We start from the raw sequence: 23,285 nt of genomic DNA, 5'->3' as shown, positions 1-23,285 counted from the left end.
CCGGGCCGTTTGAGTGTATATTAGCCGTTTGAGATGGTTGTAATTCCCGCCATAGACATCAAAGAAGGCAGGTGCGTTCGCCTTGTGAGAGGCGAAGCGGATTCCGAAACGGTTTTCTCGGACGACCCCGTTTCAGTTGCGCGGCGCTGGGATGATTGCGGCGCGGAGGTCATACACGTTGTGGATTTGGACGGCGCGTTTTCCGGCGCCCCGGTAAATCACAAACTGATAGCGGAAATCACCGGAGCCGTGTCGTGCGGGGTTCAGGTGGGAGGCGGGATACGCACACTTGAAGCGGTAAAAATGTATCTTTCGGGCGGCACGCAAACGGTCATACTCGGCACCGCCGCGCTTGAAAAAACCGATTTTCTCAAAAGCGCGTGCTCGAAATTTCCGGGGCAAATCGCAGTCGCGCTGGACACGCGCGGAGAGATGGTCGCGGTAAAAGGATGGACTGAGGATTCGGGAATGACCGCCGCAAACGCGGCGGCGGCGCTCAAAGATTCAGGCGTCAGCATGGTGATTAAAACCGACATTGACCGGGACGGCACGCTGAGCGGGCTTGACCTCGGACGACTGGAGAGTTTTCTCGCGGCGTGCGACATTCCGGTTATGGCTTCGGGCGGAGTGTCGCGCCCCGAAGACATAGAAAAACTGTTGCCTTTTCAGGACTCAGGATTGCACGGAGTCATTGTGGGCAGAGCGGCTTATTCGGGCGGAGTTGACATTAAAAGCGCGATACGGAGGTTTTCCTGATTGGTTGCCAAGCGCATAATTCCGTGCCTTGACGTCAAAGACGGCAGGGTTGTAAAAGGTGTTCAGTTTGTGAGCTTGAAAGACGCCGGAGACCCCGCCGAGTGCGCGGTGCGGTATTCGGAGGAAGGGGCGGACGAAATAGCTTTTCTTGACATAACCGCCTCGCACGAGCGCAGAAAAACTATTATTGAAATTGTTGAAAAAACCGCCGCAAATGTTTTTGTTCCACTTTCGGTGGGAGGCGGAATTTCAACTTCGCAAGATGTCCGCGCTCTGCTTCTTGCCGGAGCGGACAAGGTTGTTATCAACACCGCCGCGGTTGAGAACCCGAAAATCGTTGAAGATGCCGCGGCGAAATTCGGAAGCCAGTGCGTTGTGGTCGCCATTGACGCGAGGCGCGGCGATGGGGACTTTTGGGAGGTTTTCACGCACGGAGGAAGAAACGCGACCGGAAAAGACGCCGTAAAATGGGCGCGGGAAATGGAAAAAACGGGCGCGGGCGAAATTTTGCTTACCAGCATGGACAGAGACGGCACGCTCAAGGGCTACGACATCGCACTCACAAAAGCCGTTTGTGAAACCGTTTCGGTTCCCGTTATCGCTTCGGGCGGAGTGGGAACGCTTGAGCATTTTGTTGAGGGCGCGCGGGACGGCGGCGCGGATGCGCTTCTCGCCGCTTCGGTTTTCCACTACGGGGATTTGAGCATAATGGAAACAAAACGCCATCTCGCTTCAAAAGGGGTGGATGTGAGAATATGACGAAAAACAAAACAATCAGGGAGCAGTTTCAGGAAAAGGAAAAACTTGTTCTTTCACCTCACGCGACTTTGAGTTCGGAATCAAAAGGCAGAGCCAAACCCGAAGACGAGTGCGGAATCAGAAACCCGTTCCAGCGTGACAGAGACCGCATTGTTCATTCCAAGTCGTTCCGCCGGATGAAACACAAAACCCAGGTGTTCTTCTCCCCCACCAATGACCATTACAGAACCCGCCTTACCCATGTCATAGAGGTCTCCCAGATTGCACGAACAATAGCTCGTGCGCTTTGTCTGAATGAGGACCTGGCCGAAGCCATAGCGATGGGACACGATCTTGGACACACACCTTTCGGACATACGGGAGAAAAGGCGTTGAACGGTGTTTTTCCGGGAGGTTTTTCTCATGTTGAACACAGCGTTCGTGTTGTGAAACTTCTTGAAAACAACGGGGACGGACTGAACCTGACTTATGAAGTGCTGGACGGAATAGCAAAGCATTCAAAAGGGCGCGGCGGCTCCATAGACGGCGGGAGCACTGCGCCGCAAACCCTTGAAGGACAGGTGGTCAGGGTGTCGGATTTGGTCGCCTACGCCAACCATGACATAGATGACGCAATAAGGTCCGGCATCATATCTGAGAGCGATATACCGCAGGAATACACGGAAGTTCTCGGCAAAGACTGTTCTCAAAGACTGAACAGAATGGTAAGGGACATAGTTTCCCAAACAACCCTTGAGGGGCACGGCAAAATTGCCATTAGCCGGAAGTTTGAAGAAGCGATGCTTGGAATCAGAGAATATCTGTTCGAAAATGTCTATCTTGTGGAAGAAGTTAAAAGGGAATCGGAAAGAGCCGCGAAAATGGTGGAGGCTCTTTATCTGTATTTCTGTGAAAATACCGACGAAGCCGCAAAATGGGGAATAAAGAAAGCACATCCGAAAGATTCACATGAAAGGGCTGTTTGCGATTTCATTGCGGGAATGACCGACTCTTACGCCACTCATGTTTTTAAAAAAATATTCATGCCCTCAGAATGGCAACACAGGAGAGGCATCTAATTTCCGCAACAAATTTAATGCCTTCTTAAATTTAAGAACCGGAGAAACAGCTTGTCAGAAACTGGGATTAGAATCGGGGTTCCGCCTTTTTTGAACACAAAACCGCTTGTATTTGCGCTTAACGGGGAAACGGGCTCGCGAAGTTTTAAGGTGTCCGAACATCCGCCCTCGGAGCTTTGCGCGCTTATGCTGCGCAATGAGACGGACATATCACTCCTGCCGGCGGCTGATATCTTTGAACATCCGGATTTTCAGGTCTTAAAAGGCGTGTGCATATCGTCATTCGGCAAGGTCGGAAGTGTGGTTGTGTTCTCAAAAAAACCGATCGCGGAAATACAAACGGTCGCGGTGGACTCAGGCTCAAAGAGTTCGGCGATGATGCTGAGAATCGCGCTTGAAATCTTCTGTGGCGCGTCTCCGGAGTATAAAAAACGCGAATACGGAAAAGGTTTCTTTTCAGGGGTTGACGCCGGTCTGGTAATAGGCAACACGGGGCTCGCACTCTCAGCGTCTCCGCCCGAAGGGTTTCTTTTTGTTTTTGATTTGGGCGAGGTATGGACGGAAAAAACCGGTCTGCCGTTTGTTTACGCAGTTTTCGCCGTGCGCGGCGGATTTGACCCGCTTGACGCGCCCGAAGCGCTAATTGCCGCGAAAAAGCGCGGGCTTGAAATGGCGGATGAAATTGCACGCAAGGGAGCAGAGGAACTGAACATCGGGGCGGACACGTGCCTTGACTACATAACCAACAGGATAAGATACGATTTGGGCGGCGCCGAGATTGAAGGAATGCTCAAATTCGGCGAACTCGCGGCACGGCTCAAACAAAACCCCGGCGAAGTAACGGTCAATTTTTACAAACGGGCGCGGACGGAATGAAAAAACGGATAATGAAACTGGGGCACAGCCCCGATGCCGATGATGCGTTTATGTTTTACGCGATGTCCGCCGGAATCACGCGCTCGGAAATCGCGGAATTTGAGCATGTAATTGAAGATATAGAGTCGCTTAACAGGAGGGCTCTTAACGGTGAATTTGAACTGACGGCTATCTCGGCGCGGAACTACCTGAACGTCAAAGACCGCTACCGCGTGATGTCATGCGGGGCAAGCATGGGAATGGGCTATGGGCCCGTTGTTGTTTCGCGCGAGCCCGCGGATTCGGTGGCGGGCAAAACGGTCGCGGTGCCGGGGAAACTGACAACTGCGTATCTTTTGTTATGCCTCTACGCGGACGGATTCACACCGGTTGAAATGCCGTTTGACGCCGTTACAAACGCGGTAAAATCCGGCGAAACCGACTGCGCCCTCCTCATACACGAAGGACAGATTACATATGCGGACGAGGGCTTAAACCCTGTTTTTGACATAGGCGTTTTGTGGGAAAAAGAGACCTCCCTTCCGCTTCCTCTGGGCTTGAATGTTATACGCAGAGATGTGCCGTCCGACATCGCCACCGAAGCCCTGCGGCTTCACCGCGAAAGCATAGAATACGCCCTTTCAAACAAAGACGAGGCACTTGAATACGCAATGAAATTCTCGCGCGGAATAAAACGCGAACAAGCCGAGCAGTTTGTTCTTATGTATGTGAACAGGTACACGTGCGACCTCGGGCGCGACGGCACGGCCGCAATAGAGTTACTCTACGAAAAGGCTTTTGAGAAAGGGCTTATTGATGAAAAGACCACTATTGACCCGCTTTGTAAATAACACCCGGCGCAATTCTCAGGTAGTAAATCGCAAACACTCCGGCATAGATAAAAAGAACTAAAAGCGCGAGAAACTGGTAGCCGGCAAGAATACTTGTGTATTCAAGAATGCCGCCTCCGACCGCTCCAATAAGGTTCCATCCGAAATAGATTTCATGGGTTTTTTGTTTGCTGAAGATTGAACTGAAAATCGTATTCGCGAAAAAAATGGGCAGAAATGTCATAAGAGAGGCGAGTACAAACCTCATCACAACACTGTCCACCGCGAGAAGTTTGTAAGTCGGAACAAAAAGAGCGGGCAAACACGAAAAAAGTAAAAGAGAGAAAGCCACCGGAACAAATTTGTTGGATTTGATAATAGTCGCCACCCAGTTTGCCGCCAGAACAAGAACAAGAACGGCAAGAAACACGAGGGAACTGTTGAGCCAGGTGTTTCCAAAAAGAAGACTGAACTGAATAACGCTTTTGGTTTGAAGAAGCAGAAACGCGGCGCCCATCAACAGAAATGCCACACAGACAGCGGAGCTCGGAAGAGAATCAGGCGCGTCATCGGGCTTTGCAACTCGTCCACTGACAAATCTCATAAAAGAAAACAGCACGATTATGAAAAAGAGTATGAAAAGCATCGCAAACAGATAGGTCGTCGGTATGTTCTTGCCCTTCAGGTAAAGAAAGGGCCAATCATCGCTGGGCACTTCAATATTGTCCAATGAGCCGACTTGAGACTCCAGAAAAACGTTCAGACTCATGCATGAAATGGCGGGATGGAGGTTGACGCAGTTTGGCGGTGCGGTGCTGTTATTCGTCAGCACGGAGGATTCCAATGAAAATGAGTTGTCCCGGGGTGAATGGCCAAAATACACGATTGGAGTTTTCCCGGAAGCCTGTCTCATCATCTCTCCGATTTTCCAGGCAACCCACGGCTCCCTGTAAAAATTGACCGCCACAAGGGTTCCGTTTGGCTCCAGCAAAGACCAGGCCTTTTCAAAGGACTGCCGGGTGAACAGGAAACTCTCCAGTCGCAGCTGGGAAACCGCGCTCAGCTTTACCAGGGAATCTGTCAGGGCAAAAACTACGAGGTCGTATTTTTTGTCAGTCACCGCCATAAAGTGTCTGCCGTCGTCAATTGTGACCTTCACCCCGGGAGAGTCATAAGGGGCAAGGCGGTTGAACATCTTTCCCAGACGCGCAATTACCGGATCAATCTCAACCGCATCTATCTCTTCACCTCCGTAAAACAGTGATGCCGCCGCGTCGTTGCCGGCTCCCGCTCCTATTAGCAAAACCTTTTTATAGGGAGTTTCATTCTGAATCCGGCGAACTTCATGGGGAAGCGCGTAAAGATATATGTGTTGGGGAAGGGGTGGGGCATCACCACCTCTAATTGTCTGATGTTTAATGTTATTGACAAAAATGTTGTTGCCTTTCTCCAGGTCAACCTTTTGGTATGGCGACCACACGGAAGGAATTATCCTCTCTCCAGAACTCCGGTCCTGCAAGAAAACCACGCCGGAAACCGTAAACATGGAAATAAGGATTACGGCGGTTGCAACCCTTTTACGACGCTCCGTTCCGGTTCTTTTTTCACCTCTACACAGAAAAGAGTGAGAAGCGGAGGCGAGGAAAATTGGCGCGCAGATTAGAAACCAGATAGCCGCGCGAACCTCAAGAAAACTTATGGCGATAAAAACCAGAATGCCGCAACACGAACCAAGTATGTCGTAAGAGTAGGCAACCAGCGGTTTGAGATTCCTGAAAACCTTTGCCGTCCTCTGGGCAATCAGAAAGAAAATCGCAATCAGAAAGAAGAACCAGACGGGAAAAAGGAAAAGGTTCGCCACCGACCCTTCATCTTTTGCCGATGTGAAGAAAATCTCTCCACTGATACCTCCTTGCAAGGTTCCGCCCGTAAACCCGGGAACTTCCGGGCTTACGACATAGATAAGGAAAACGAAAAAAGTGACTACGGGTGCGACTGCCACGAACAGTGTGTCACTGGTCTTTTGACTGAACAGAGAATGAAAAATAAATCCGGCGCCCAACCCGATGAAAGCTGAAATTAAAATAAGGTTTGGAAAATATCCGAGATTCCAGATGTTGCCCGCCATGAAGCGGATGAAAACAAGCTCAAGGAAAAGAGTCAGGAAACCCAGAAAAAAAAGACTAACGCGGTTACTACTTAAAAGATGAATTAGTGGTTCTCTCTTTAACTTATTATTGCGAGTCGGCCTGTAAGCCGGGTTCTGTCAAGGGCAACCATTCATCTGCGGCGTCCGTTGCCGGAACGTCTGTAGCAACAACCCGGAAACCGGGAGACGGACCACCTCCCCGCGAATAACGCGGTGTTTCCCTATTTGTCTTGCTTCAAGCGGGGTTTGCCATGCCGGGAATCGTTACCGTTTCCCGCGGTGGTCTCTTACACCACCTTTTCACCCTTACCCACCGGAGTGGGCGGTCTGTTTTCTGCTGCACTTTCCGTCGCCTCACGGCGCCCGGCTGTTAGCCGGCGCTTTGTCCTGCGAAGCCCGGACTTTCCTCCCGGGCGGAAAAACCGCACGGGCGATTGCCCGGCCGACTCGCTCATCAAGAATATTTTATGATTGCCTCGTTGGCAAGACCGTCCGCGACCGTGTTCTCCTCCCTGCGGACATGGGAAATGGAAACCTCTTCGAGAAGTTTTTCCGCTTCTTTTGCCTCTTTGAAAAGCGCGAAAATCTCCGGATGCCTTACCTTCCACAGCCCGTTCATCTGATTCGCGAGCAGAAGGGAATCCGTTTTAACTCTCAGGCGCATTTGTCCAAGTTTGGCGGCGGCGCGCAAAGCGGTGATAAGCGCGGTGTATTCCGCCTGATTGTTGGTCGCCGTGCCGATGAATTTTCTGATTTTTGAAACCACTCTGCCGTCCGCGCCGATGATTACGATCCCTATCGCGGACTTACCCGGATTGCCTTTTGAAGCGCCGTCTATGTTGGCAACAGCGAAGTCGTCTGCACGTTCAGTTTTCACAGTAAAGGATTCTGTTACAGTTCGGACACTGAACTATCTTTGTTTGCTTTAGAACCTCGTTGAACATCTGCGGTGGAATGTTCATGTTGCAGTTTGTGCACATTTCATTGTGCGCAAGTGCGAGAAAATTCGGGTTTTTCTGTGAAACCTTGGTATACACCGGAACCACTTCGGGGCTGAGATGGCCCGTGATTTGCTCTTTCTCTTCGCGACGCGGCGCGTGTTTGCTCTCAAGTTCCTTGATGAGTTTTTCAAACTCATCTATTTTGGGCTGGTATTCCTCTTTTTTCTCTTTGAGCGACTTGTCCAGATTCTCGGTTTCAGAACTGAAACCTTCGGTTTTCTCCATCAGTTCCAGAATGCTGTTCTCAGTCTCAAGGCACTCCCTTTTCGCTTCGGTAAGCTCCTTTTGAAGAGCTTCATACTCTCTGTGGGTTTTGATTTTAAGCAGGCGCCCTTCGGTTTCGTCAATGTAGCCCTTTCTGTCGGACAGGTGCTTTTCCAGAAGCAATTTTGACTTATCCGACTCCTCTATCTGGAGTTTCTTTTCAACCAGAGATTCGCTGATGGACTGGAGTTCGTCCTTAAAAACCGAGACTTCTTTGGGATATTTTTGCAGATCTTTTTCTATTTTTCGGAGCTCAACATCAACGGATTGGAGCTTTTTAAGCGAGTTTATCTGCTCTTTGATGCCGTCATTTGTTGAACCTTGTGTTTCCCGCATTGGGTTATTTTTCCACCGGTTGTGGGCCCACCAGGACTCGAACCTGGGACCAACGGATTATGAGTCCGCTGCTCTGACCAACTGAGCTATGGGCCCTGGCGATGAGCCTCCAGCCGTAAGCTTTGTATTATAGAAAAAGGGTTTGTGTTTGTCAACAAAACGGGAGCGGCGGGTTTCCTCTTGTGTTTCGCCCGATTTTCACAGCATAATTCCGGTTGCCGTGCAAGGCGTTGAAAGATGGGATTTTCTGAAAGCGAAAAGTTGAAAATAACCTCCGCGGTCACGTCCTTCGGTGCGGATGTGCTCTTTTTTGACCGGACCGTTTCCACAAACTCGGTCTTGCGTGAAATGGGGCGGAACGGCGCGCGCGATGGCACAACCGTTATCGCAGACAGCCAGACGGACGGACGCGGACGCAAGGGAAGACAGTGGGTTTCGCCTGCGGGCGGCAGCCTTTTTATGTCAACGCTTTTCCGCCCGGATTTGAGCCTCGAAGTGTGCCCTGCGGCAACGTTTATGGCGTCTCTCGCGCTGTCGGACACTTTTGACGGCTTCGGAATAGAATCTGAAATCAAGTGGCCCAACGACATACTCGCGGGCGGCAAAAAAATCGCGGGCGTCCTTTCGGAAGCCGAGCCCGCGGGCGGCTTGTGCGACTTCATAGTCATCGGCATCGGTGTCAACATCAACCTCTCGCGCGAGAGTATTGACAACCTTATGGAAGGTTTTTCAGACCGCACGACCTCAATGTCGGAAATCCTCGGACGCGATGTTGACAGGGACGAATTTACAACCGCGCTTCTAAAAAACCTTTTCGCGCAAAACACGGACCTCATGTCAAAAGGACACAACTGGACGGTCGCGCGGTGGGCGGCGCGGTGGGGGAAACTGAACGAAACCGTGAAAATAAAAGATGACGGCACGGAGATTGAAGGAGTGGCAAGAAAGGTGGACGCCCTCGGCTTTCTTTATCTTGAAACGACCGACGGAAACCTTGTAAAAATTGTGTCGGGAGACACTTAGAGTGAAAAACATTGTCGCCGATTTTATTGTGTTGTAGTATTCGGTGCGTGAAAAACCATCACAAAAAAAGCGGTCGCGCCGCGTTCACACTTGTTGAGCTTCTCATAGTTCTCATAATCATCGGCGTTCTCGCGGCGTTCGCAATTCCAAACTTCATTGGCACAAGAAGCGCGGCGAATGAGTTGAGCGCGAAAAAAATGCTTCAAGTGCTCGGCTCAGCGGAATTGCAGTTTGCCATTCAGGATTCGGATGGAGACGGCATTCAGAACTATGTTGACAAAATCGGCGACCCGGCGCAGGCGCCTTCACTGCGTTGCCCCAAAAGCTCGGGGCAGACCTGCGGCTCTTTTGACGCCCTCGTTGACGAATCCTTTGAAGGCGCGGATTCGGGCTCGGCATCCTCGGCGGTGTGCGATAAACCCAAAGCCGGATACTGCTTAAGAGCGGATTTTGACTCTCAAAGTGCGGGCGGCTCGGCGGACGGGCTTTATGTCGCGGGCTTCGGGTGGCAGACGTCTCCCATAAGCATCGGGGTTACGGGTAAAAAAGACTTCGCCATTTACGAAGACGGAGTGGTGAGGTGTGAAACCATTGACTATGAAAGCGACAGGGGCACGGCGGGGTCTTTCACGGCAGACAGGGATTCAGAACCCTGCTCGTAGAAAATGTCCGGAGTGATAGCAATATGTTCGGATTTCGGTTCACGGGACCATTTCACGGGCGTTATGAAAGGGGTTATTCTCTCCATCAACCCCAAGGCGCGCCTTGTGGATTTAGCTTGTGAGTTGGACAGTTTTAATGTCCGGCGCGCCGCGTTTGTGATAAAAAACTCATACCCGTTTTTCCGACCGCAAACCGTTCACCTCGCCGTTGTTGACCCCGGAGTCGGAAGCGGCAGAAAACCCATCGCCGTTCAGGCGGGCGAAAATTTTTTTGTCGGTCCGGACAACGGAATTTTCACGCATGTTTTTAAGAATTTCCCCTCGTTTTCCGCTTACGAAATAGAAAACCCCGCATACACGCTCAAAGCGACCGGTTCCACATTTCACGGCAGGGATATTTTCGCTCCCGCCGCAGCACATCTGTCTTTGGGCGTAAAACCTTCGGAACTCGGACGCGCAGTTGAAAAACCCGTCATGCTTGAAGTTGCGGAGACGGTCATTCTGAACGCGCAAACCGTTGAAGGGATTGCCGTTTACGCGGACGCGTTCGGAAATCTCATATCAAACATCGCGGCGGACGGCATTGAAAATCCGGTTGAAGTTGAAATCGCGGGCACATTCATAGACGGCGTTTCAGACTCTTATTCAAGCCGCGCCCCCGGAAAGGCGGTTGCGGTCAGGGGAAGTTCGGGCTTTTTGGAAATCGCGGTCAACAAGGGCGGCGCGCTTGAGCGTTTCGGCGGCGAGGGAACAAAAATCATCGTAAGAAAGAAAACTTAAAAAAATGAAAATTGAAGCAACAACTGTAACCGTGCCGCCCAAATTCGCCGGAAAAAGAGCGGATTCCGCGCTCGCGCTCATTCTGCCGCAAAGCCGTTCGCGCATCGCCGCCCTTATCAAATCGGGCGAAATTCTTATGAACGGCGCGAAATTCAAGCCCTCGGTGATTTTTGAGGGCGGAGAAAAAGTGGATTTTCACCCCTCACCGCCCGAACCGGATTTCGTGCGGCCGGAGAACATTCCGCTTGATGTAATCTTTGAGGACGATGACATTGCCGTCATAAACAAACCGGCGGGCATCGTGGTTCATCCCGGAGCGGGGCGGAAAAGCGCCACAATCGCGAACGCGCTCGCTCACAGATACTCAAACCTCTCAAAAATCGGCGGCGCGCAAAGACCCGGCATAGTCCACCGGCTGGACAAAGACACTTCGGGCGTGATTGTGGTCGCCAAAAATGACGTGTGCCACGCCGCCATTGCGGCTCAGTTTGCCGGGCGCTCGGTGCGCAAGGAATACTCGGCGATTGTGCTCGGAGAGATGAAAGAGAGCTCCGGCGTTTTCTCCTCAAAGATAGGGAGAAGCCCGTCCAACAGAAAAAAAATGTCGGGCAAAAATCCCGTAAAAGCGCGCGATTCAATTACGGAATGGGAAACGGTTGAAATATTGCGCGGGTGGACTTTTGTGAAAATCAAACCTAAAACCGGCAGAACCCACCAGATAAGGGTTCATTTTGCCGAAGCGGGGCATCCGGTCGCGTGCGATCCTCTTTACGGCGGGAAAAACCCTCCGGGCGCGTCCGGGCTGTCAAAGGTTTTGCGCAGGCAGGCGTTGCACGCGGCGCGCATCGCTTTCACTCATCCGGCATCGGGCGAAGAAGTGAGGTTTTCCGCCCCGCTTCCCGAAGACATGGCGGCGGCGGCGGAGTTGTTGAAGGGAAAAGGAATAAAGTGAGAAACGGAAATTCCCTTTTGGAAAAACGAATGTCCGGGCGCGGCGGGTTTTAGCAGAAAAGCGGCTTTTGTGTTAGTGTAATGGTTCCGGTGAGGTTTCTATGCGGGTTATTTGCATGATTGAAAACGAAGACTATTGGAACCTTGATTCAATAGTGAGTTCGGGCAAGGAAGTTGCCTCCTACGGATACAAGTTTGTAGCCGAAGACCCTTCCGGCTCCACCCCGCCCGTTACCATCGCGGTGGTTGAGCTCGCCAACGCGACTTTCTCGGTCGGGTTCATAATCAAAGACGATTTCGCTGAAAATGAACTGACTCTCGGTTGCATTTGCCAGCAGGTTCCCGACAAGCAGATTCCAATCAAAACGGCAATCTCGGACGAGGTCAAAAAGGTTCAGTATGAGGGCAACGAGTTACAGAGAATAGAGTATGTGGGGGTCTCCCTTGAAAAGTTTTACGAAAACAGAGGCGCGAAATTCTATCTTCTTGATTTGAGGGGATAGGCGCGGCATTTCGCGGAAAGACTAATGAAAAAATCACGAAAAAAAATCGTGCTTGCTTATTCCGGCGGGCTTGACACTTCAATCATCGTCAAGTGGCTCATCGCCGAATACGATGCCGATGTAATCGCATTTATCGCCGATGTCGGGCAGAACGAAAACATAAAAGCCGCGCGCGAAAAAGCTCTTGCAACGGGCGCGAGCAAGGCAATCGTTGCCAACCTCAAAGAGGAGTTCGCACGTGATTTCATTTTTCCCGCGCTCAAAACGGGAGCGGTTTATGAGGGCTCTTATCTGCTTGGAACATCGCTCGCCCGCCCTCTTATCGCGCGCAGGCAGGTGGAGATAGCGCTCAAAGAAAAAGCGTTTGCCGTTTCCCACGGAGCAACCGGAAAGGGAAACGATCAGGTGCGTTTTGAGCTTGTTTATCAGACCTTCGCGCCCAATCTGCGTATCATCGCGCCGTGGCGCGAGTGGGATTTTTCATCGCGCGCGGATCTGCTTGGGTTTGCAAAAAAACACGGAATTAAAATCCCCGTAACCAAAAGCAAGCCATACAGTTGCGACAGAAATCTGTTTCACACAAGTTACGAGGGCGGCATTTTGGAAGATCCGTGGGTTGAGCCGGACGAGGCGATGTTTGAAATGACCGTGTCTGCGCAAAAAACCCCTGACAAGCCCGAATACGTTGAAATAGATTTTGCAAAGGGCGTCCCCGCGCGCTTGAATGGCAAAAAATTTTCGCCGGCGAACCTCATCATGCGCCTGAACAAAATCGCGGGCAGGCACGGAATCGGACGCGCGGACATTGTTGAAAACCGCTTTGTCGGAATAAAATCGCGCGGGGTTTACGAAACGCCCGCGGGAACCGTTCTCCACGCCGCTCACAGGGGGCTTGAGTCCATCACCGTTGACCGCGAGGTCATGCGGCTCAAAGACTCTCTTGCGCCGAAAATCTCGGAAATCATCTACTACGGGTTCTGGTATTCGCCGGAAATGGAAGCGCTTATGAAAACGGTTGAACAATCGCAGAAAAACGTAACCGGCACGGCGCGCATAAAACTGTTCAAAGGCGCGGTTTCAGTTGTGGGAAGAAAGTCACCGAAGTCTCTTTACAACCCGGCGCTCGCCACTTTTGAAAAAGACAATCTTTACAATCAGGCGGACGCGGGCGGGTTTATAACCCTCAATGCGTTGCGGCTTAAAGGAAGGCGAGACGGATAAAAATTGACCGGCGCCGCGAGAAGTTTTCCGCCCGTTCTGCCCGAAAATCCGCGAATTCTCATACTCGGCTCAATGCCGGGTGCCTGCGAATTCCGTTATAATTTAAGACGCAATGGAAAAACATTGCGATTTTCTCATAGTCGGCGCGGGCATAATCGGCTCGGCTTGCGCGCGCTCAATCTGTTTAAGATTTCCGGGCGCGAAAATCTTTGTCATTGACCCTGACCTTGACGGAGAGTTTTCATCGTCTCTCAAAAACGCGGGCGGTGTTCGCGCGACATGGCAAGGCAGGGCAAATGTTGAGCTTTGCGCGCGCTCAATACGGTTTTACGAAAAGATAGCGGACATCGTCTCATTCAAACAGTCCGGCTACTACTGGCTTCACGATGAGAAAACTGACCGGGAACTGCGGGAAAAACTTCCGCTCCACCGCGAGTGCGGGCTGGATATTGAGTTTTACGGCGCGAAAGACATCACGAAACATCTTGATTTTGTAACCGACACAAGCGGGGTTGAAAGTCTGTCAATTTCGCGGGACGCGGGTTTTATTGACCACTACGCGCTCAGGGAGTTTTACAGAAAAGAGGCGCGAGACGGCGGCGCACAGTTTGTTGACAGGAGTTTCGCGCGCCGGATTGAAGTTGAGCGGGGAGAGGTGAAAACGGTTTGGGTTACACAGATGGACGATGGAGAACCCCCCGAAGACGTGCTCGCCGGAACTCCGCCCTCAAAAGAGCGCCGGGAAACCGCGTATAAGTGCGGGGCGCTTATAAACACCGCGGGCGCGTGGGCTTCGCGCATCGCGTCTCTTTACGGCATGGAAGAAAACGCCGTAAAACCGCGCAGGCGGCAGTTGCAGATTGTCAAATGCCCCCGTCTTGACATCTCAAAAGTGGGAATGGTTGTTGACACAAGCAATGTGTTTTTCCACGGCGAAGGGGACGGCGTTGTGGTCGGATTTTCCAATCTTGACGAGCCGTTCGGGGTGAACTACCGCTACGATTTTTACAGTTTGGACGAACAAAGCCCGTTCGCGCGGCTGATATGGAAACCGCTTTCAAAAAGAATCAAGGCGTTTGAAAACCTGAAATTCATAAGGGGTTGGGCGGGAATGTATGGCGAAACGGCGGACAGGTCGGGCTTTTTGGGCAAAGCGCCCGGACTGGAAAATGTGTATGAGTGTTTCGGGCACACGGGCAGAGGGCTTATGATTTCATATGGCGCGGCCGAAGCGCTCGCGTGCTTGATTGAAAAAGGCGGTTTTGACGCTGAATTTGCAAGCACGGAGCATCTTTCGCGAAACAGACCTGAGGGTCCCGTGTTTGAAGACCTGCATCTGTAAAACCTCCGCGCGGATATTCTTGACACCTCACCCGCCGTGTATAGAATTTTGCGCGTCCGCGCGGGTTTCCCCCACACCGAACAAGATATGTTGCTAAAACAAACAGTTGTATTTTTTGTTGTTCTGTTACACTGCGCGGCGGCTTTTTCCATAACGGACACCGCACAACTCAAACAGGTGGGAATAACGGAAAAACTCGGAGAGCAAATCCCCGGCGACATATCTCTTGTGAATCATCTGGGGGAGAAACAGAAAATCGGACAATTCTTTGACGGGCGAAAACCCGTTCTTCTGAACCTTGTGTTTTACAGCTGCCCTCATAACTGCCGCTTCGCGATGCAGTTTCTCACGGAAACCGCGAACGCGCTCGCGGGCGGGATTGACTCCCTGAAAATCGGCGACGATTACAGGGTTCTGACCGTAAGTTTTGATGAGACGGACACAACCGAAATCGCGGCGCGCAAAGCAGGGGAAAACCGCGCCATTCTCACTCACAAAAAAGGCGCCGGGGATTTGCTCTTTTTCACTGCCGGACACGGGGAAATCAAGCGCATTACCGAAGCCGCGGGTTTCGGATTCAGAAAAGAGGGAAAGATGTTTGACCACCAGTCCGCGCTAATTGTTCTGACTCCGAGGGGTAAAATCGCCCGCTATCTCTACGGCATTCAGCATTCCCCTTCAGACCTCAAACTTGCGCTGATTGAAGCGTCCGACGGACAAATCGGCGGAGGCGGCATAATCAACAAAGTGCTTCTTTTTTGTTACAAATTCGACCCCGTTGGGAAAAAATACGCCCTTAGGGCAATCAATATAGTAAAACTCTCCGGAGTGGTTACACTGCTTATTCTCACGGCTTTTCTTTACAGAATGTGGAGACGCAAAGCATAAAAGGTCGGAGGTTTGTTAATCCTTAAATGAACAGTTGGTTACCGGAAGCCGCTTCAGAGATTGCGCCCAGAGTGGACAATGTGCTGATAGCGGTAACCGTTATTTCATTCATATTTTTCATAATTATTTCGGTGGTTCTCGTAGTCTTCGCGGTGAAATACAGAAGAAGAACGGCGAACGACAAAACGCCGAGCATCACGGGAAATGAGCCGCTTGAAATAGCCTGGACTGTTGTGCCGTCCATCATTCTTATGGCTATTTTTATTCACGGTCTTGTAGTGTTTAACGAACTCAGAACCCCTCCGGACGAAGCGGTTGAGGTTACGGTGATCGGCAAGCAGTGGCTGTGGCAGTTTGAATACACTAACGGCAGAAAAACCATAAACGAACTCAACGTTCAGCAGAACCTGCCCGTAAAGATGATAATGAGGTCTGATGACGTTCTGCACAGCTTTTTCATTCCGGCTTTCAGGGTCAAACAAGACATCCTGCCCGGAAGGTTCACGCAACTCTGGTTCACCCCGACCAAGGTGGGCTCGTTCATCATATTCTGCGCCGAATACTGCGGCACCGGGCATTCGCAGATGCTCGCGCGTGTGAACGTCATGAGCCCCGAAGCGTTCGCCCGCTGGGAAGGGAAAGACGGCGCGGACACGGCTTCGGCCGGAATCTCCTCATCGCTTCCGGCGCACAAAAGGGGCGAAAAACTCTACCAAAACAGGGGCTGTAACGCCTGCCACAGCATAGACGGAAGCCCCGGCATCGCGCCCACTTTCAAAGGGGTGTTTGGCAGAATTGAAAAACTCAAAAACGGCAACAAGGTGCGCGCCGATGAGAATTACCTTATAGAGTCCATATATGAACCGCAGGCGAAAATGGTCGCCGGCTACGAGCCGGTGATGCCGTCATTCAAGGGGATACTCTCCGAAAATGATGTTTCTGATATCATAGAGTATGTGAAAACGTTGAAGTAGAAAGGGGAATTTAATGCCGGAAAATAACATACAAGCCACTCACACTCCTTATTTCGCTCACGGCGGAACGGGGCTGTGGACGTGGTTGACATCCACCGACCATAAACGCATCGGGCTGATGTATCTCGCGAGTTTGCTGTTTTTCTTCTCGCTTGCGGGAGTAACTGCGCTTTTGATGCGCTATGAACTCGCCACGCCCGAAGCTGATATTTTTTCGCCTCACACGTATAACGTTCTGTTCACGCTTCACGGCTCAATAATGGTGTTTTTCTTCATCGTTCCGGGGCTTGCGGCGTCTTTCGGCAACTTCCTCATACCTCTTATGATAGGTGCGCGCGATGTGGCCTTTCCAAAACTGAACATAGCAAGTTACTGGATATACCTTGCCGGAGCCGCAATTCTCCTCTACGCCCTGCTCGGAGACACCGTTGACACTGGCTGGACTTTCTACGCGCCATACAGCGTAAAGAGCGGAACGAACGTCATTTTGATAACTTTCGGGATTTTTGTTCTGGGATTTTCGTCAATTCTGACGGGGCTGAATTTCATCGTTACCATACACAAACTCCGTGCGCCCGGAATGAACTGGGGGCGGCTGCCGCTGTTTATATGGGCGTCATACGCGACCTCAATTCTGCAGTTGCTCGCGACTCCTGTTGTGGGAATCACTCTGCTTTTGCTAATTGCGGAGAGAGTGCTTGACATCGGTTTCTTTGACCCCGCCAAGGGCGGCGACCCGATTTTGCTACAAAACTTCTTCTGGTTTTACTCTCACCCCGCCGTTTACATAATGATTATTCCGGGAATGGGCGTCATATCGGAGATTATTCCGGTGTTTTCAAGAAAACCCATTTTCGGCTATAAAGCCATCGCGTTTTCCAGCTTTGGAATAGCGATAATCAGTTTCCTTGTGTGGATGCATCATATGTTTGTGAGCGGAATTTCGGTGCTCGCGGCGCAGGTATTTTCGTTCATAACAATGCTTGTCGCCATACCGACAGCCGTAAAAGTGTTCAACTGGATCGCCACGCTTTACAAAGGCTCCATATTGCTCGCCTCGCCGATGCTTTACGCGCTGTCGTTCATTTTTCTGTTCACGGTCGGCGGGCTGACAGGCGTTTTCCTCGGCTCGCTCGCCGCAGACGTCCACCTGCATGACACATACTTCGTTGTGGGGCATATGCACTACGTTATGTTCGGCGGAACCGTTATGGCGTTCTTCGGCGCACTGCACTACTGGTTCCCGAAAATGTTCGGCAGAAACTTCAACGAGCGGGTCGCTAAACTGGCGTGGTTTTTAGTCTTTATCGGTTTCAACTTAACCTTTTTCATTCAGCACATAATGGGCACTCAGGGGATGCCGCGCAGATACGCGAGTTATCCCGATGAGTTCACCGTAGGCCATCTGATTTCAACTTACGGCTCGTGGGTTCTGGGGCTTGGAATAATCCTTATGTTCGCGAATCTGTTGCGCGGAGTGTTCAGGGGCGAAAAAGCGGAAGACAACCCTTACGATTCGCTCTCTCCCGAATGGCAAACCAAATCGCCGCCGCCTCATGAAAACTTTGAAAAAATCCCGACCTTTACGGACTGGACTTACGGATACGGTGATAAATAAACAATGTATGATGCAACGCACGCAAACCACGACCTTGACCCGGTAACCGAATATGAGTCTTCCAAACTTGGAATGTGGCTATTTCTCGGAACCGAGATTCTGCTTTTCGGCGGGCTCTTTGCCGCCTACGCGCTTTTCAGGGCGAAGTTTCCTGAACTTTTTCATGAAAGCAGTCTGGAACTTAATGTAACGCTCGGCGCGACCAACACGGTTGTTCTTATTTTCAGCAGTTTGACAATGGCTCTCGCGGTCGCGGCTTCAAAAACCGGCGATACGCGCAAAATTCTCATCTATTTGGCGATAACGGTCGTGTGCGCTCTGGCGTTCGGAGTAAACAAATACTTTGAATACGGCGCAAAGTTTGACCACCACGTCTATCCTGATACGAACATATTTTTCGCCCTTTACTTCATGATGACCGGACTGCATATGATCCACGTTTTCGTGGGGATTGCTCTTATGGGCTGGATTTTTGTTCTCACACGCAGGGGAGTTTTCAGCGCGGAATACAACACGCCGGTTGAGCTTGTGGGACTTTACTGGCACCTTGTGGACCTGATTTGGATATATCTTTTTCCGTTGCTTTATCTAATCGGCTGACCGGAGGAAAAATGTCAACGCACGAAAACGCAAAACACGACAACCACTCGCACGGAATACGGCAGTATGTGATTGTGTGGGTTACGCTGATGGCGCTTACCGCGCTAACGGTCTGGAGCGCGAGCAAGAATCTGGGCGGCTACCTGAACATAACGGTCGCGATGGTAATCGCTTCGGTCAAAGCGGGCATAGTCGCGCTCTATTTCATGCATTTGAAATTTGAGGACAAACTCACATGGGTTTACGCCATCTATCCGCTTTTCCTGCTTTCACTTCTCATAGGGTTCACAATCTTTGAAACCTTTACGCGCATTCCCGCGGTGAATTAAATGCTCGCACGGCTTTCGGTCATTTCTCTTGTCGTTCTTCTGGTCTGGGGAAATGTTGTTGCGGGCTTGAAGGTCGGGCTCGCGTGCCCGGACTGGCCGCTTTGCCACGGCGAAGTGCTTCCGCCTCTGCGGTGGGACATATATGCGGAGTTTCTGCACCGCGTCATCGGGGCGGTTGTGGCGGTTTTGATAATCTGGCTTTCGGCACGCCGCTTCAAATCGTATGCGGGAGCAACAAAAGCGGTTCCGGTTCTCACGGTTTTCCTGCTGCTTTTTCAGATTGTTCTCGGCGGACTTGTGGTTCTTCTGAAAATCCCGACCGATTTGACCACGCTTCATTTCGCAAACGGCGCGCTGATATTCTGCCTTGTGCTTTACATGAGCCGTTTTGAAAGCGAACCGCGCGGCGGGCTCTCACTTTCGGGGACCGGGGGAATGTGGTTTATTTTCGCCGCGATTATTTTCACTCAGGCGGTTTTGGGAGCGTTCGTGCGCCATTCGCACGCGGGGCTCGCCTGCGGGCTTGATTTTCCAAAATGCCTCGGCGTGTGGGTTCCATCCGAACTCTCCGGCACGGTTTTGTATCATTTTTCGCACAGGGCTCTCGCGTATTTGATAACCCTGTTCGCGGTCGGAATAGCGATTTTCGGCGGCGCGAAAACAAGGAAAGCCGCATATGTGATTCTCGGCTCGGTTTTTCTTCAAATTATTATCGGGGTTGGAATGATTCATTCCGAATTGCAGTTTGCCGCCACCGCACTTCATTTTCTGGTCGGACTGCATATTCTTTCATATGTGCTTCTGCGGTGGTTTGACAGCGAAAGCCCCGCTTAAAGAGCGATGAACAAAAATCCCATACGCGAAATAGTCGTTTCAACGGTAATCCTCTCAAAGCCGGGAATTATCCTGAGCGTGGTGTTCACCGGATTTGCCGGAATGGTTTTGTCTTTGAAAGGCATTCCGGCGCCGGGCGTCGCCCTGTTCGGCTGTCTGACCCTGATGGCGAGCGCGGCGGGCGCGGCGATTTTCAACAACTTTCTTGACAGAAAATCCGACAAACTGATGAATCGGCTGAACGCGAGAGTAAGCGCGCTTGAACGGCTCGGAGAGAAGAATTCCGTTGTCGTTTCGTGGGTTCTGATAACGGGTTCGGCAATAGCCTCTGCGATTTGGATAAACCCTCTCAACTCTTTTCTTATCGTGCTTGCCGCAGTTAGCTACACGGTTTTATACACGATGTTTTTGAAGCGCAATTCGCCGTTCGGCACGATATTGGGCGGAATTCCGGGCGCGCTTCCGGTTTTAATCGGATACACGGCGGTGCGACCCGCGATAGAGGTTGATGCGCTTATTCTTTTCGCGTTTATGATGCTTTGGCAGCCGCCTCACTTCTGGGCGCTCGCGCAGAAATACAGCGGTGAATACGAAAAAGCCGGAATCGCCGTTCTGCCGGTCGCGTTCGGCGAAAAATACACAAACATTCTGATTGTGCTTTATTCAATCTCCCTCATTCCTCTGACTTTAATTATGTCGCTTATGGGAATAACTTCGGGCTACTTCGCCGCCGCCGCGCTCGCGCTGGGCGTTTATTTCAATATAACGGTCATAAAATGCGCGAGAACAAACAAGGGATACGAAGGCGCGTTCGGTGCGTCAATCGTCTATATGCTGCTGATAATGACCGCGCTTATTGTGGATATAGCAATGAGACAGAGAGAGATTGACAGGTTGATGGAGTTTGTTTGAATTAAACAAACTCTACGCTTTCGGTATCAAGTTCCGCGCTACAATCGCGACAGTAAAGTTTGTCTTCGTCGTTAGCAAGTTCCGTTGAAACAAACCGGAGTTTATTTCCGTCCGCTTCATAGACCGAATAACTGTCGGGCTGGCTTATAAACTCTTTTCCGCCACATTCGGGGCATTGAATTTGCTTTGCGCTCAAAGTTTTCTCCTTTGAGGCTGATCAAAACCGATCGGTTTTAGTTGTCAAACAGTATTTGGACATCAGTTTAGATTGACTGGATTTTCTCAAATAACATATCTCTTCCATTGTAAGACCAATAAGTGACATCTTGTTCAAGAAAAAACCATTTGCACAAATAAAGAATTTGTTCAAGAGTCATGGGGGAATTTTTGTTGATTCTACCCACACAGTTAAGAGAAACATTGCAAGAAGTCGTCTTATAAACCTTTTCAATCGCACGAATTAATTCCTTCCAATCACCGGAACTTAAAAACTTCTTCTTCCTTTTTAAGTCGGCAAACAAATCTTTATGACTTGGCGGTTTGTCGTTCCCATTTTTATATAAAAACAAGTCTTCTATAAAAATGACAAAATCACATCCCTTGTTTAGTCTTGCCGGACGTTCAAGGTAAATCCTCTTACCATTAGATAAATCTTCAACAAAATATCGATACTTCTTGCCAAAGGATTCTTTCATCCATTGATTTACAAGAAATTGACGAAATCCGTTGCGTGTCTTTAAGTTGGGAACTTTAAATTGTTTTTCTATTCTTGAATCTTCTCTTATAGCCATCTCAACCTCCTAATCCGCTATTTGATAACGAGCCGAATCAACAAAGCGTATGCTGTTGTAGTCATTCACATCATCAAAAACAAACCGCCATACACAGTAATTTACTTCCCTTTTTTCAAAGAAAATTAATTCAACCGGCTTCTTTGTGAAAGTTTGCCACTGCCGGAACGGATAATACATTTGCCTTATAATCACATTGTCCGTTGAAGAGTTTTTTGCCTCAATTAATAAAACTTTGCTTTTCCCTTCATATCCGGCATCAACCTCGGTTTGAACACTTTGAACATCCAAAATCTGTTTGTGTTTACCAACTGAAAAAGAAAATTCAGGAGTATATTTGCGTCCGCGTATTGTCAAAACAAAAGTGTCATCATCCATCAAACTGCGAATCAAACTTGAAGCATAAGCATAGTCCAGATGTTGCATTTCCGAATCGCCTACATTGGAAGTGTCAAGGCAGAAACCGAGTTTTGACTTGTAAATTTCTGTCTTTGTCTCAATTTCGGGAATGTCCACATATCCCTCACCTTCTACAATTGCGTAAGTGCCATTCTTAATGGGAAGCAGAAAAAGGTCATTTTCCTGAAAAACTTCAGGGCGGTCTTCACGGGAATCCTGCTTGCACAAAATACGGACTTCCTTTTCTCCCGTAGTTGTAAAACTCTGGCAGGACTCTTTAATCTGTTTATTTGTAATAACGAACGGCGATTTTGTAAAATCGTGTTTGTGTATTTTTAGGTCGCTAAAAATTTTACGCCAAGATTTATCTGAAGCCTGAGCCATACAAAAAGCCTAGTAATTATTAAAAAGCGCCTCAAAATAAGTGGGAGATTCTTCTTTCAATTTAGCAACATCAACAGACAATTTTTTCTGTTTAACAACATCTTTTATTCTTTTGACCGCCATTTTCGAAAGATACTCTTTTTCTGAGTCAATCCCTACAAAGTTTCTGCCGTTCCGCAGAGCCGCTATTCCTGTAGTCGCGCTTCCGCAAAAAGGGTCAAGCACTATGTCATTTTTATTTGTACAAGCCAATACAATTCTCTCCAAAAGAGATTCTGGTTTTTGCGTTGGGTGTTTTCCATACTTTTTTTCTCCATTTCTTGGAGTGTTAATAGCCCAAACGCTACGCATTTGTTTGCCGGAGTTTTTGATAAAATCTCCCGCCCACTCATTTTCTTTCATCAACTTGTAATTGAATTTGTGTTTTGCGGTTTTCGTTTTGCGGGCCCAAAGTAAAGTTTCATGGCTCGCGGCAAACATTCGGCAAGCAAGATTTGGAGCCGCATTCGGCTTATACCAGCAAATTTCGTTAAGTAGGTGCCAACCTTGTCTTTGTAACGCAAATCCGCATGCGTAAATGGAGTGGTATGTCCCTGAAACCCACAAAGAACCATTTTCTTTCAGTACTCTGCGACAGGCGTTTATCCAATTGAAATGGAACTCATAATCTTTCTCTACGCCTTTGCTCTTATCCCACTCCCCTTTATTGACACTCACACGCTTCCCCGCATGACAACTGAAACCACCATTTGAAAGATTGTAAGGGGGGTCGGCGAAAATTAAATCAACGCTCTCATCGGGAAGTTTATCAAGAACTTCCACTGCGTCCCCGTTAAACAGTCTGACACCTTGACGCTTAAAATAGGTTTTCATCTTCTCACAATCAAACCGACACAAACATTATAACAAGAAAGTCTCACTTCCCCTTCAAATACTCCACATAACCCTCTTTCTCTAACTTCTCAAACTTCTTTTTCACATCGGCGGCAAGGGTTTTTTTGAACTCAATCAGTTTTTTCCTGAGTTTAGCGTCTTTAACCGCAAGAATTTCCGCCGCGAGAATTCC

At 49.9% G+C, this 23,285-nt stretch carries 26 protein-coding genes, 1 tRNA gene and 1 other RNA gene; 19 read left to right on the top strand and 9 right to left on the bottom strand.

Annotated elements, in window-relative coordinates:
* Positions 1–33: 33 nt before the first annotated feature.
* Genes hisA through ACY430_RS01640 form a run of 5 tightly spaced genes read left to right on the top strand, consistent with a single transcriptional unit; the run spans position 34 to position 4,279 of the window.
* On the top strand, positions 34–756 hold the full coding sequence (gene hisA / locus ACY430_RS01660; protein WP_462137171.1) for a 1-(5-phosphoribosyl)-5-[(5-phosphoribosylamino)methylideneamino]imidazole-4-carboxamide isomerase: 723 nt from the start codon (positions 34–36) through the stop codon (positions 754–756).
* A complete protein-coding gene (gene hisF / locus ACY430_RS01655; RefSeq protein WP_462137170.1) occupies positions 757–1,515 on the top strand; it encodes an imidazole glycerol phosphate synthase subunit HisF in 759 nt (252 codons plus the stop codon).
* Complete coding sequence (locus ACY430_RS01650; RefSeq protein ID WP_462137169.1) at positions 1,512–2,573, top strand: deoxyguanosinetriphosphate triphosphohydrolase; 1,062 nt, start codon at positions 1,512–1,514, stop codon at positions 2,571–2,573. The genes hisF and ACY430_RS01650 overlap by 4 nt, the downstream gene beginning before the upstream one ends.
* Positions 2,574–2,624: 51 nt before the next feature.
* Positions 2,625–3,449, top strand: a complete 825-nt coding sequence (locus ACY430_RS01645; RefSeq protein ID WP_462137168.1) for a menaquinone biosynthetic enzyme MqnA/MqnD family protein — start codon at positions 2,625–2,627, stop codon at positions 3,447–3,449.
* Positions 3,446–4,279: a menaquinone biosynthesis family protein gene (locus ACY430_RS01640; RefSeq protein ID WP_462137167.1), complete on the top strand. Its 834-nt coding sequence runs from the start codon at positions 3,446–3,448 to the stop codon at positions 4,277–4,279. Before ACY430_RS01645 ends, ACY430_RS01640 begins: the two co-directional genes overlap by 4 nt.
* Here ACY430_RS01640 and ACY430_RS01635 read toward each other — a convergent pair.
* The 5 genes from ACY430_RS01635 to ACY430_RS01615 form a co-directional block, all read right to left on the bottom strand.
* Complete coding sequence (locus tag ACY430_RS01635) at positions 4,257–6,386, bottom strand: spermine/spermidine synthase domain-containing protein (RefSeq protein ID WP_462137166.1); 2,130 nt, start codon at positions 6,384–6,386, stop codon at positions 4,257–4,259. The two genes, ACY430_RS01640 and ACY430_RS01635, sit on opposite strands and share 23 nt — an antisense overlap.
* A 108-nt stretch (positions 6,387–6,494) precedes the next feature.
* Positions 6,495–6,857: RNase P RNA component class A (gene rnpB / locus ACY430_RS01630), an RNA gene on the bottom strand.
* Positions 6,858–6,861: 4 nt separating this feature from the next.
* Positions 6,862–7,284, bottom strand: a complete 423-nt coding sequence (locus ACY430_RS01625; RefSeq protein ID WP_462137165.1) for a ribonuclease HI family protein — start codon at positions 7,282–7,284, stop codon at positions 6,862–6,864.
* Positions 7,274–8,008: a zinc ribbon domain-containing protein gene (locus tag ACY430_RS01620; protein WP_462137164.1), complete on the bottom strand. Its 735-nt coding sequence runs from the start codon at positions 8,006–8,008 to the stop codon at positions 7,274–7,276. Before ACY430_RS01620 ends, ACY430_RS01625 begins: the two co-directional genes overlap by 11 nt.
* A gap of 22 nt (positions 8,009–8,030) precedes the next feature.
* A tRNA-Ile gene (locus ACY430_RS01615) sits at positions 8,031–8,104 on the bottom strand.
* A gap of 141 nt (positions 8,105–8,245) precedes the next feature.
* Between ACY430_RS01615 and ACY430_RS01610 the strand changes: the two genes are divergently transcribed.
* The 14 genes from ACY430_RS01610 to cyoE all read left to right on the top strand — a co-directional run bounded on the left by ACY430_RS01610 (position 8,246) and on the right by cyoE (position 20,645).
* Positions 8,246–9,031, top strand: a complete 786-nt coding sequence (locus ACY430_RS01610; protein ID WP_462137163.1) for a biotin--[acetyl-CoA-carboxylase] ligase — start codon at positions 8,246–8,248, stop codon at positions 9,029–9,031.
* Positions 9,032–9,078: 47 nt separating this feature from the next.
* Positions 9,079–9,693: a prepilin-type N-terminal cleavage/methylation domain-containing protein gene (locus ACY430_RS01605; protein WP_462137162.1), complete on the top strand. Its 615-nt coding sequence runs from the start codon at positions 9,079–9,081 to the stop codon at positions 9,691–9,693.
* Between the two features lie 3 nt (positions 9,694–9,696).
* Complete coding sequence (locus ACY430_RS01600; RefSeq protein ID WP_462137161.1) at positions 9,697–10,473, top strand: SAM hydrolase/SAM-dependent halogenase family protein; 777 nt, start codon at positions 9,697–9,699, stop codon at positions 10,471–10,473.
* Positions 10,474–10,477: 4 nt separating this feature from the next.
* On the top strand, positions 10,478–11,425 hold the full coding sequence (locus ACY430_RS01595) for an RluA family pseudouridine synthase (RefSeq protein ID WP_462137160.1): 948 nt from the start codon (positions 10,478–10,480) through the stop codon (positions 11,423–11,425).
* Between the two features lie 115 nt (positions 11,426–11,540).
* Positions 11,541–11,927: a hypothetical protein gene (locus ACY430_RS01590; RefSeq protein WP_462137159.1), complete on the top strand. Its 387-nt coding sequence runs from the start codon at positions 11,541–11,543 to the stop codon at positions 11,925–11,927.
* A gap of 24 nt (positions 11,928–11,951) precedes the next feature.
* Positions 11,952–13,148: an argininosuccinate synthase gene (locus ACY430_RS01585; RefSeq protein WP_462137158.1), complete on the top strand. Its 1,197-nt coding sequence runs from the start codon at positions 11,952–11,954 to the stop codon at positions 13,146–13,148.
* A 112-nt stretch (positions 13,149–13,260) separates the two neighbouring features.
* A complete protein-coding gene (locus tag ACY430_RS01580) occupies positions 13,261–14,490 on the top strand; it encodes an NAD(P)/FAD-dependent oxidoreductase (RefSeq protein WP_462137157.1) in 1,230 nt (409 codons plus the stop codon).
* 87 nt (positions 14,491–14,577) lie between these two features.
* Positions 14,578–15,378, top strand: coding sequence for an SCO family protein (locus ACY430_RS01575; RefSeq protein WP_462137156.1), 801 nt, complete (start codon positions 14,578–14,580; stop codon positions 15,376–15,378).
* A 26-nt stretch (positions 15,379–15,404) separates the two neighbouring features.
* Positions 15,405–16,352 (top strand): cytochrome c oxidase subunit II, encoded by a 948-nt coding sequence (gene coxB, locus ACY430_RS01570; RefSeq protein ID WP_462137155.1) that lies wholly within the window; start codon positions 15,405–15,407, stop codon positions 16,350–16,352.
* A gap of 13 nt (positions 16,353–16,365) precedes the next feature.
* The gene (gene ctaD / locus ACY430_RS01565) at positions 16,366–17,970 is read left to right on the top strand and encodes a cytochrome c oxidase subunit I (protein ID WP_462137154.1); all 1,605 of its coding nucleotides are present in this window, start codon (positions 16,366–16,368) and stop codon (positions 17,968–17,970) included.
* Between the two features lie 3 nt (positions 17,971–17,973).
* On the top strand, positions 17,974–18,570 hold the full coding sequence (locus ACY430_RS01560) for a cytochrome c oxidase subunit 3 family protein (RefSeq protein ID WP_462137153.1): 597 nt from the start codon (positions 17,974–17,976) through the stop codon (positions 18,568–18,570).
* A gap of 11 nt (positions 18,571–18,581) precedes the next feature.
* Positions 18,582–18,899 carry a cytochrome C oxidase subunit IV family protein gene (locus tag ACY430_RS01555; protein ID WP_462137152.1) on the top strand — a complete coding sequence of 106 codons (318 nt, stop codon included), beginning with the start codon at positions 18,582–18,584 and terminating at the stop codon, positions 18,897–18,899.
* Entirely contained in the window at positions 18,900–19,733 is an 834-nt protein-coding gene (locus ACY430_RS01550) for a COX15/CtaA family protein (protein WP_462137151.1), read from the top strand. It begins immediately after the preceding gene.
* Between the two features lie 6 nt (positions 19,734–19,739).
* Positions 19,740–20,645, top strand: coding sequence for a heme o synthase (cyoE, locus tag ACY430_RS01545; RefSeq protein WP_462137150.1), 906 nt, complete (start codon positions 19,740–19,742; stop codon positions 20,643–20,645).
* 1 nt (position 20,646) lies between these two features.
* Here cyoE and ACY430_RS01540 read toward each other — a convergent pair whose 3' ends face one another.
* The 4 genes from ACY430_RS01540 to ACY430_RS01525 form a co-directional block, all read right to left on the bottom strand.
* Positions 20,647–20,841: a hypothetical protein gene (locus tag ACY430_RS01540; RefSeq protein WP_462137149.1), complete on the bottom strand. Its 195-nt coding sequence runs from the start codon at positions 20,839–20,841 to the stop codon at positions 20,647–20,649.
* Between the two features lie 67 nt (positions 20,842–20,908).
* Complete coding sequence (locus ACY430_RS01535; RefSeq protein ID WP_462137148.1) at positions 20,909–21,436, bottom strand: hypothetical protein; 528 nt, start codon at positions 21,434–21,436, stop codon at positions 20,909–20,911.
* A 9-nt stretch (positions 21,437–21,445) separates the two neighbouring features.
* Complete coding sequence (locus ACY430_RS01530; RefSeq protein WP_462137147.1) at positions 21,446–22,219, bottom strand: type II restriction enzyme; 774 nt, start codon at positions 22,217–22,219, stop codon at positions 21,446–21,448.
* A 9-nt stretch (positions 22,220–22,228) separates the two neighbouring features.
* Entirely contained in the window at positions 22,229–23,092 is an 864-nt protein-coding gene (locus ACY430_RS01525; protein WP_462137146.1) for a DNA-methyltransferase, read from the bottom strand.
* Positions 23,093–23,285 lie beyond the last annotated feature (193 nt).

The organism is Candidatus Mycalebacterium sp. (genome assembly GCF_977828045.1).
Note: the sequence above shows the minus strand (reverse complement) of the source record. Positions and strands in the feature narration are given on the sequence as shown.

What these genes read in the sequence shown, in the direction of transcription:
- hisA (WP_462137171.1), top strand. Translation starts at nt 34, where the DNA reads ATGGTTGTAATTCCCGCCATAGACATCAAAGAAGGCAGGTGCGTTCGC.
- ACY430_RS01650 (WP_462137169.1), top strand. Translation starts at nt 1,512, where the DNA reads ATGACGAAAAACAAAACAATCAGGGAGCAGTTTCAGGAAAAGGAAAAA.
- ACY430_RS01640 (WP_462137167.1), top strand. Translation starts at nt 3,446, where the DNA reads ATGAAAAAACGGATAATGAAACTGGGGCACAGCCCCGATGCCGATGAT.
- ACY430_RS01635 (WP_462137166.1), bottom strand. Translation starts at nt 6,386, where the DNA reads ATGGCGGGCAACATCTGGAATCTCGGATATTTTCCAAACCTTATTTTA.
- ACY430_RS01620 (WP_462137164.1), bottom strand. Translation starts at nt 8,008, where the DNA reads ATGCGGGAAACACAAGGTTCAACAAATGACGGCATCAAAGAGCAGATA.
- ACY430_RS01610 (WP_462137163.1), top strand. Translation starts at nt 8,246, where the DNA reads ATGGGATTTTCTGAAAGCGAAAAGTTGAAAATAACCTCCGCGGTCACG.
- ACY430_RS01600 (WP_462137161.1), top strand. Translation starts at nt 9,697, where the DNA reads ATGTCCGGAGTGATAGCAATATGTTCGGATTTCGGTTCACGGGACCAT.
- ACY430_RS01595 (WP_462137160.1), top strand. Translation starts at nt 10,478, where the DNA reads ATGAAAATTGAAGCAACAACTGTAACCGTGCCGCCCAAATTCGCCGGA.
- ACY430_RS01590 (WP_462137159.1), top strand. Translation starts at nt 11,541, where the DNA reads ATGATTGAAAACGAAGACTATTGGAACCTTGATTCAATAGTGAGTTCG.
- ACY430_RS01585 (WP_462137158.1), top strand. Translation starts at nt 11,952, where the DNA reads ATGAAAAAATCACGAAAAAAAATCGTGCTTGCTTATTCCGGCGGGCTT.
- ACY430_RS01580 (WP_462137157.1), top strand. Translation starts at nt 13,261, where the DNA reads ATGGAAAAACATTGCGATTTTCTCATAGTCGGCGCGGGCATAATCGGC.
- ACY430_RS01575 (WP_462137156.1), top strand. Translation starts at nt 14,578, where the DNA reads ATGTTGCTAAAACAAACAGTTGTATTTTTTGTTGTTCTGTTACACTGC.
- coxB (WP_462137155.1), top strand. Translation starts at nt 15,405, where the DNA reads ATGAACAGTTGGTTACCGGAAGCCGCTTCAGAGATTGCGCCCAGAGTG.
- ctaD (WP_462137154.1), top strand. Translation starts at nt 16,366, where the DNA reads ATGCCGGAAAATAACATACAAGCCACTCACACTCCTTATTTCGCTCAC.
- ACY430_RS01560 (WP_462137153.1), top strand. Translation starts at nt 17,974, where the DNA reads ATGTATGATGCAACGCACGCAAACCACGACCTTGACCCGGTAACCGAA.
- ACY430_RS01555 (WP_462137152.1), top strand. Translation starts at nt 18,582, where the DNA reads ATGTCAACGCACGAAAACGCAAAACACGACAACCACTCGCACGGAATA.
- ACY430_RS01550 (WP_462137151.1), top strand. Translation starts at nt 18,900, where the DNA reads ATGCTCGCACGGCTTTCGGTCATTTCTCTTGTCGTTCTTCTGGTCTGG.
- cyoE (WP_462137150.1), top strand. Translation starts at nt 19,740, where the DNA reads ATGAACAAAAATCCCATACGCGAAATAGTCGTTTCAACGGTAATCCTC.
- ACY430_RS01535 (WP_462137148.1), bottom strand. Translation starts at nt 21,436, where the DNA reads ATGGCTATAAGAGAAGATTCAAGAATAGAAAAACAATTTAAAGTTCCC.
- ACY430_RS01530 (WP_462137147.1), bottom strand. Translation starts at nt 22,219, where the DNA reads ATGGCTCAGGCTTCAGATAAATCTTGGCGTAAAATTTTTAGCGACCTA.
- ACY430_RS01525 (WP_462137146.1), bottom strand. Translation starts at nt 23,092, where the DNA reads ATGAAAACCTATTTTAAGCGTCAAGGTGTCAGACTGTTTAACGGGGAC.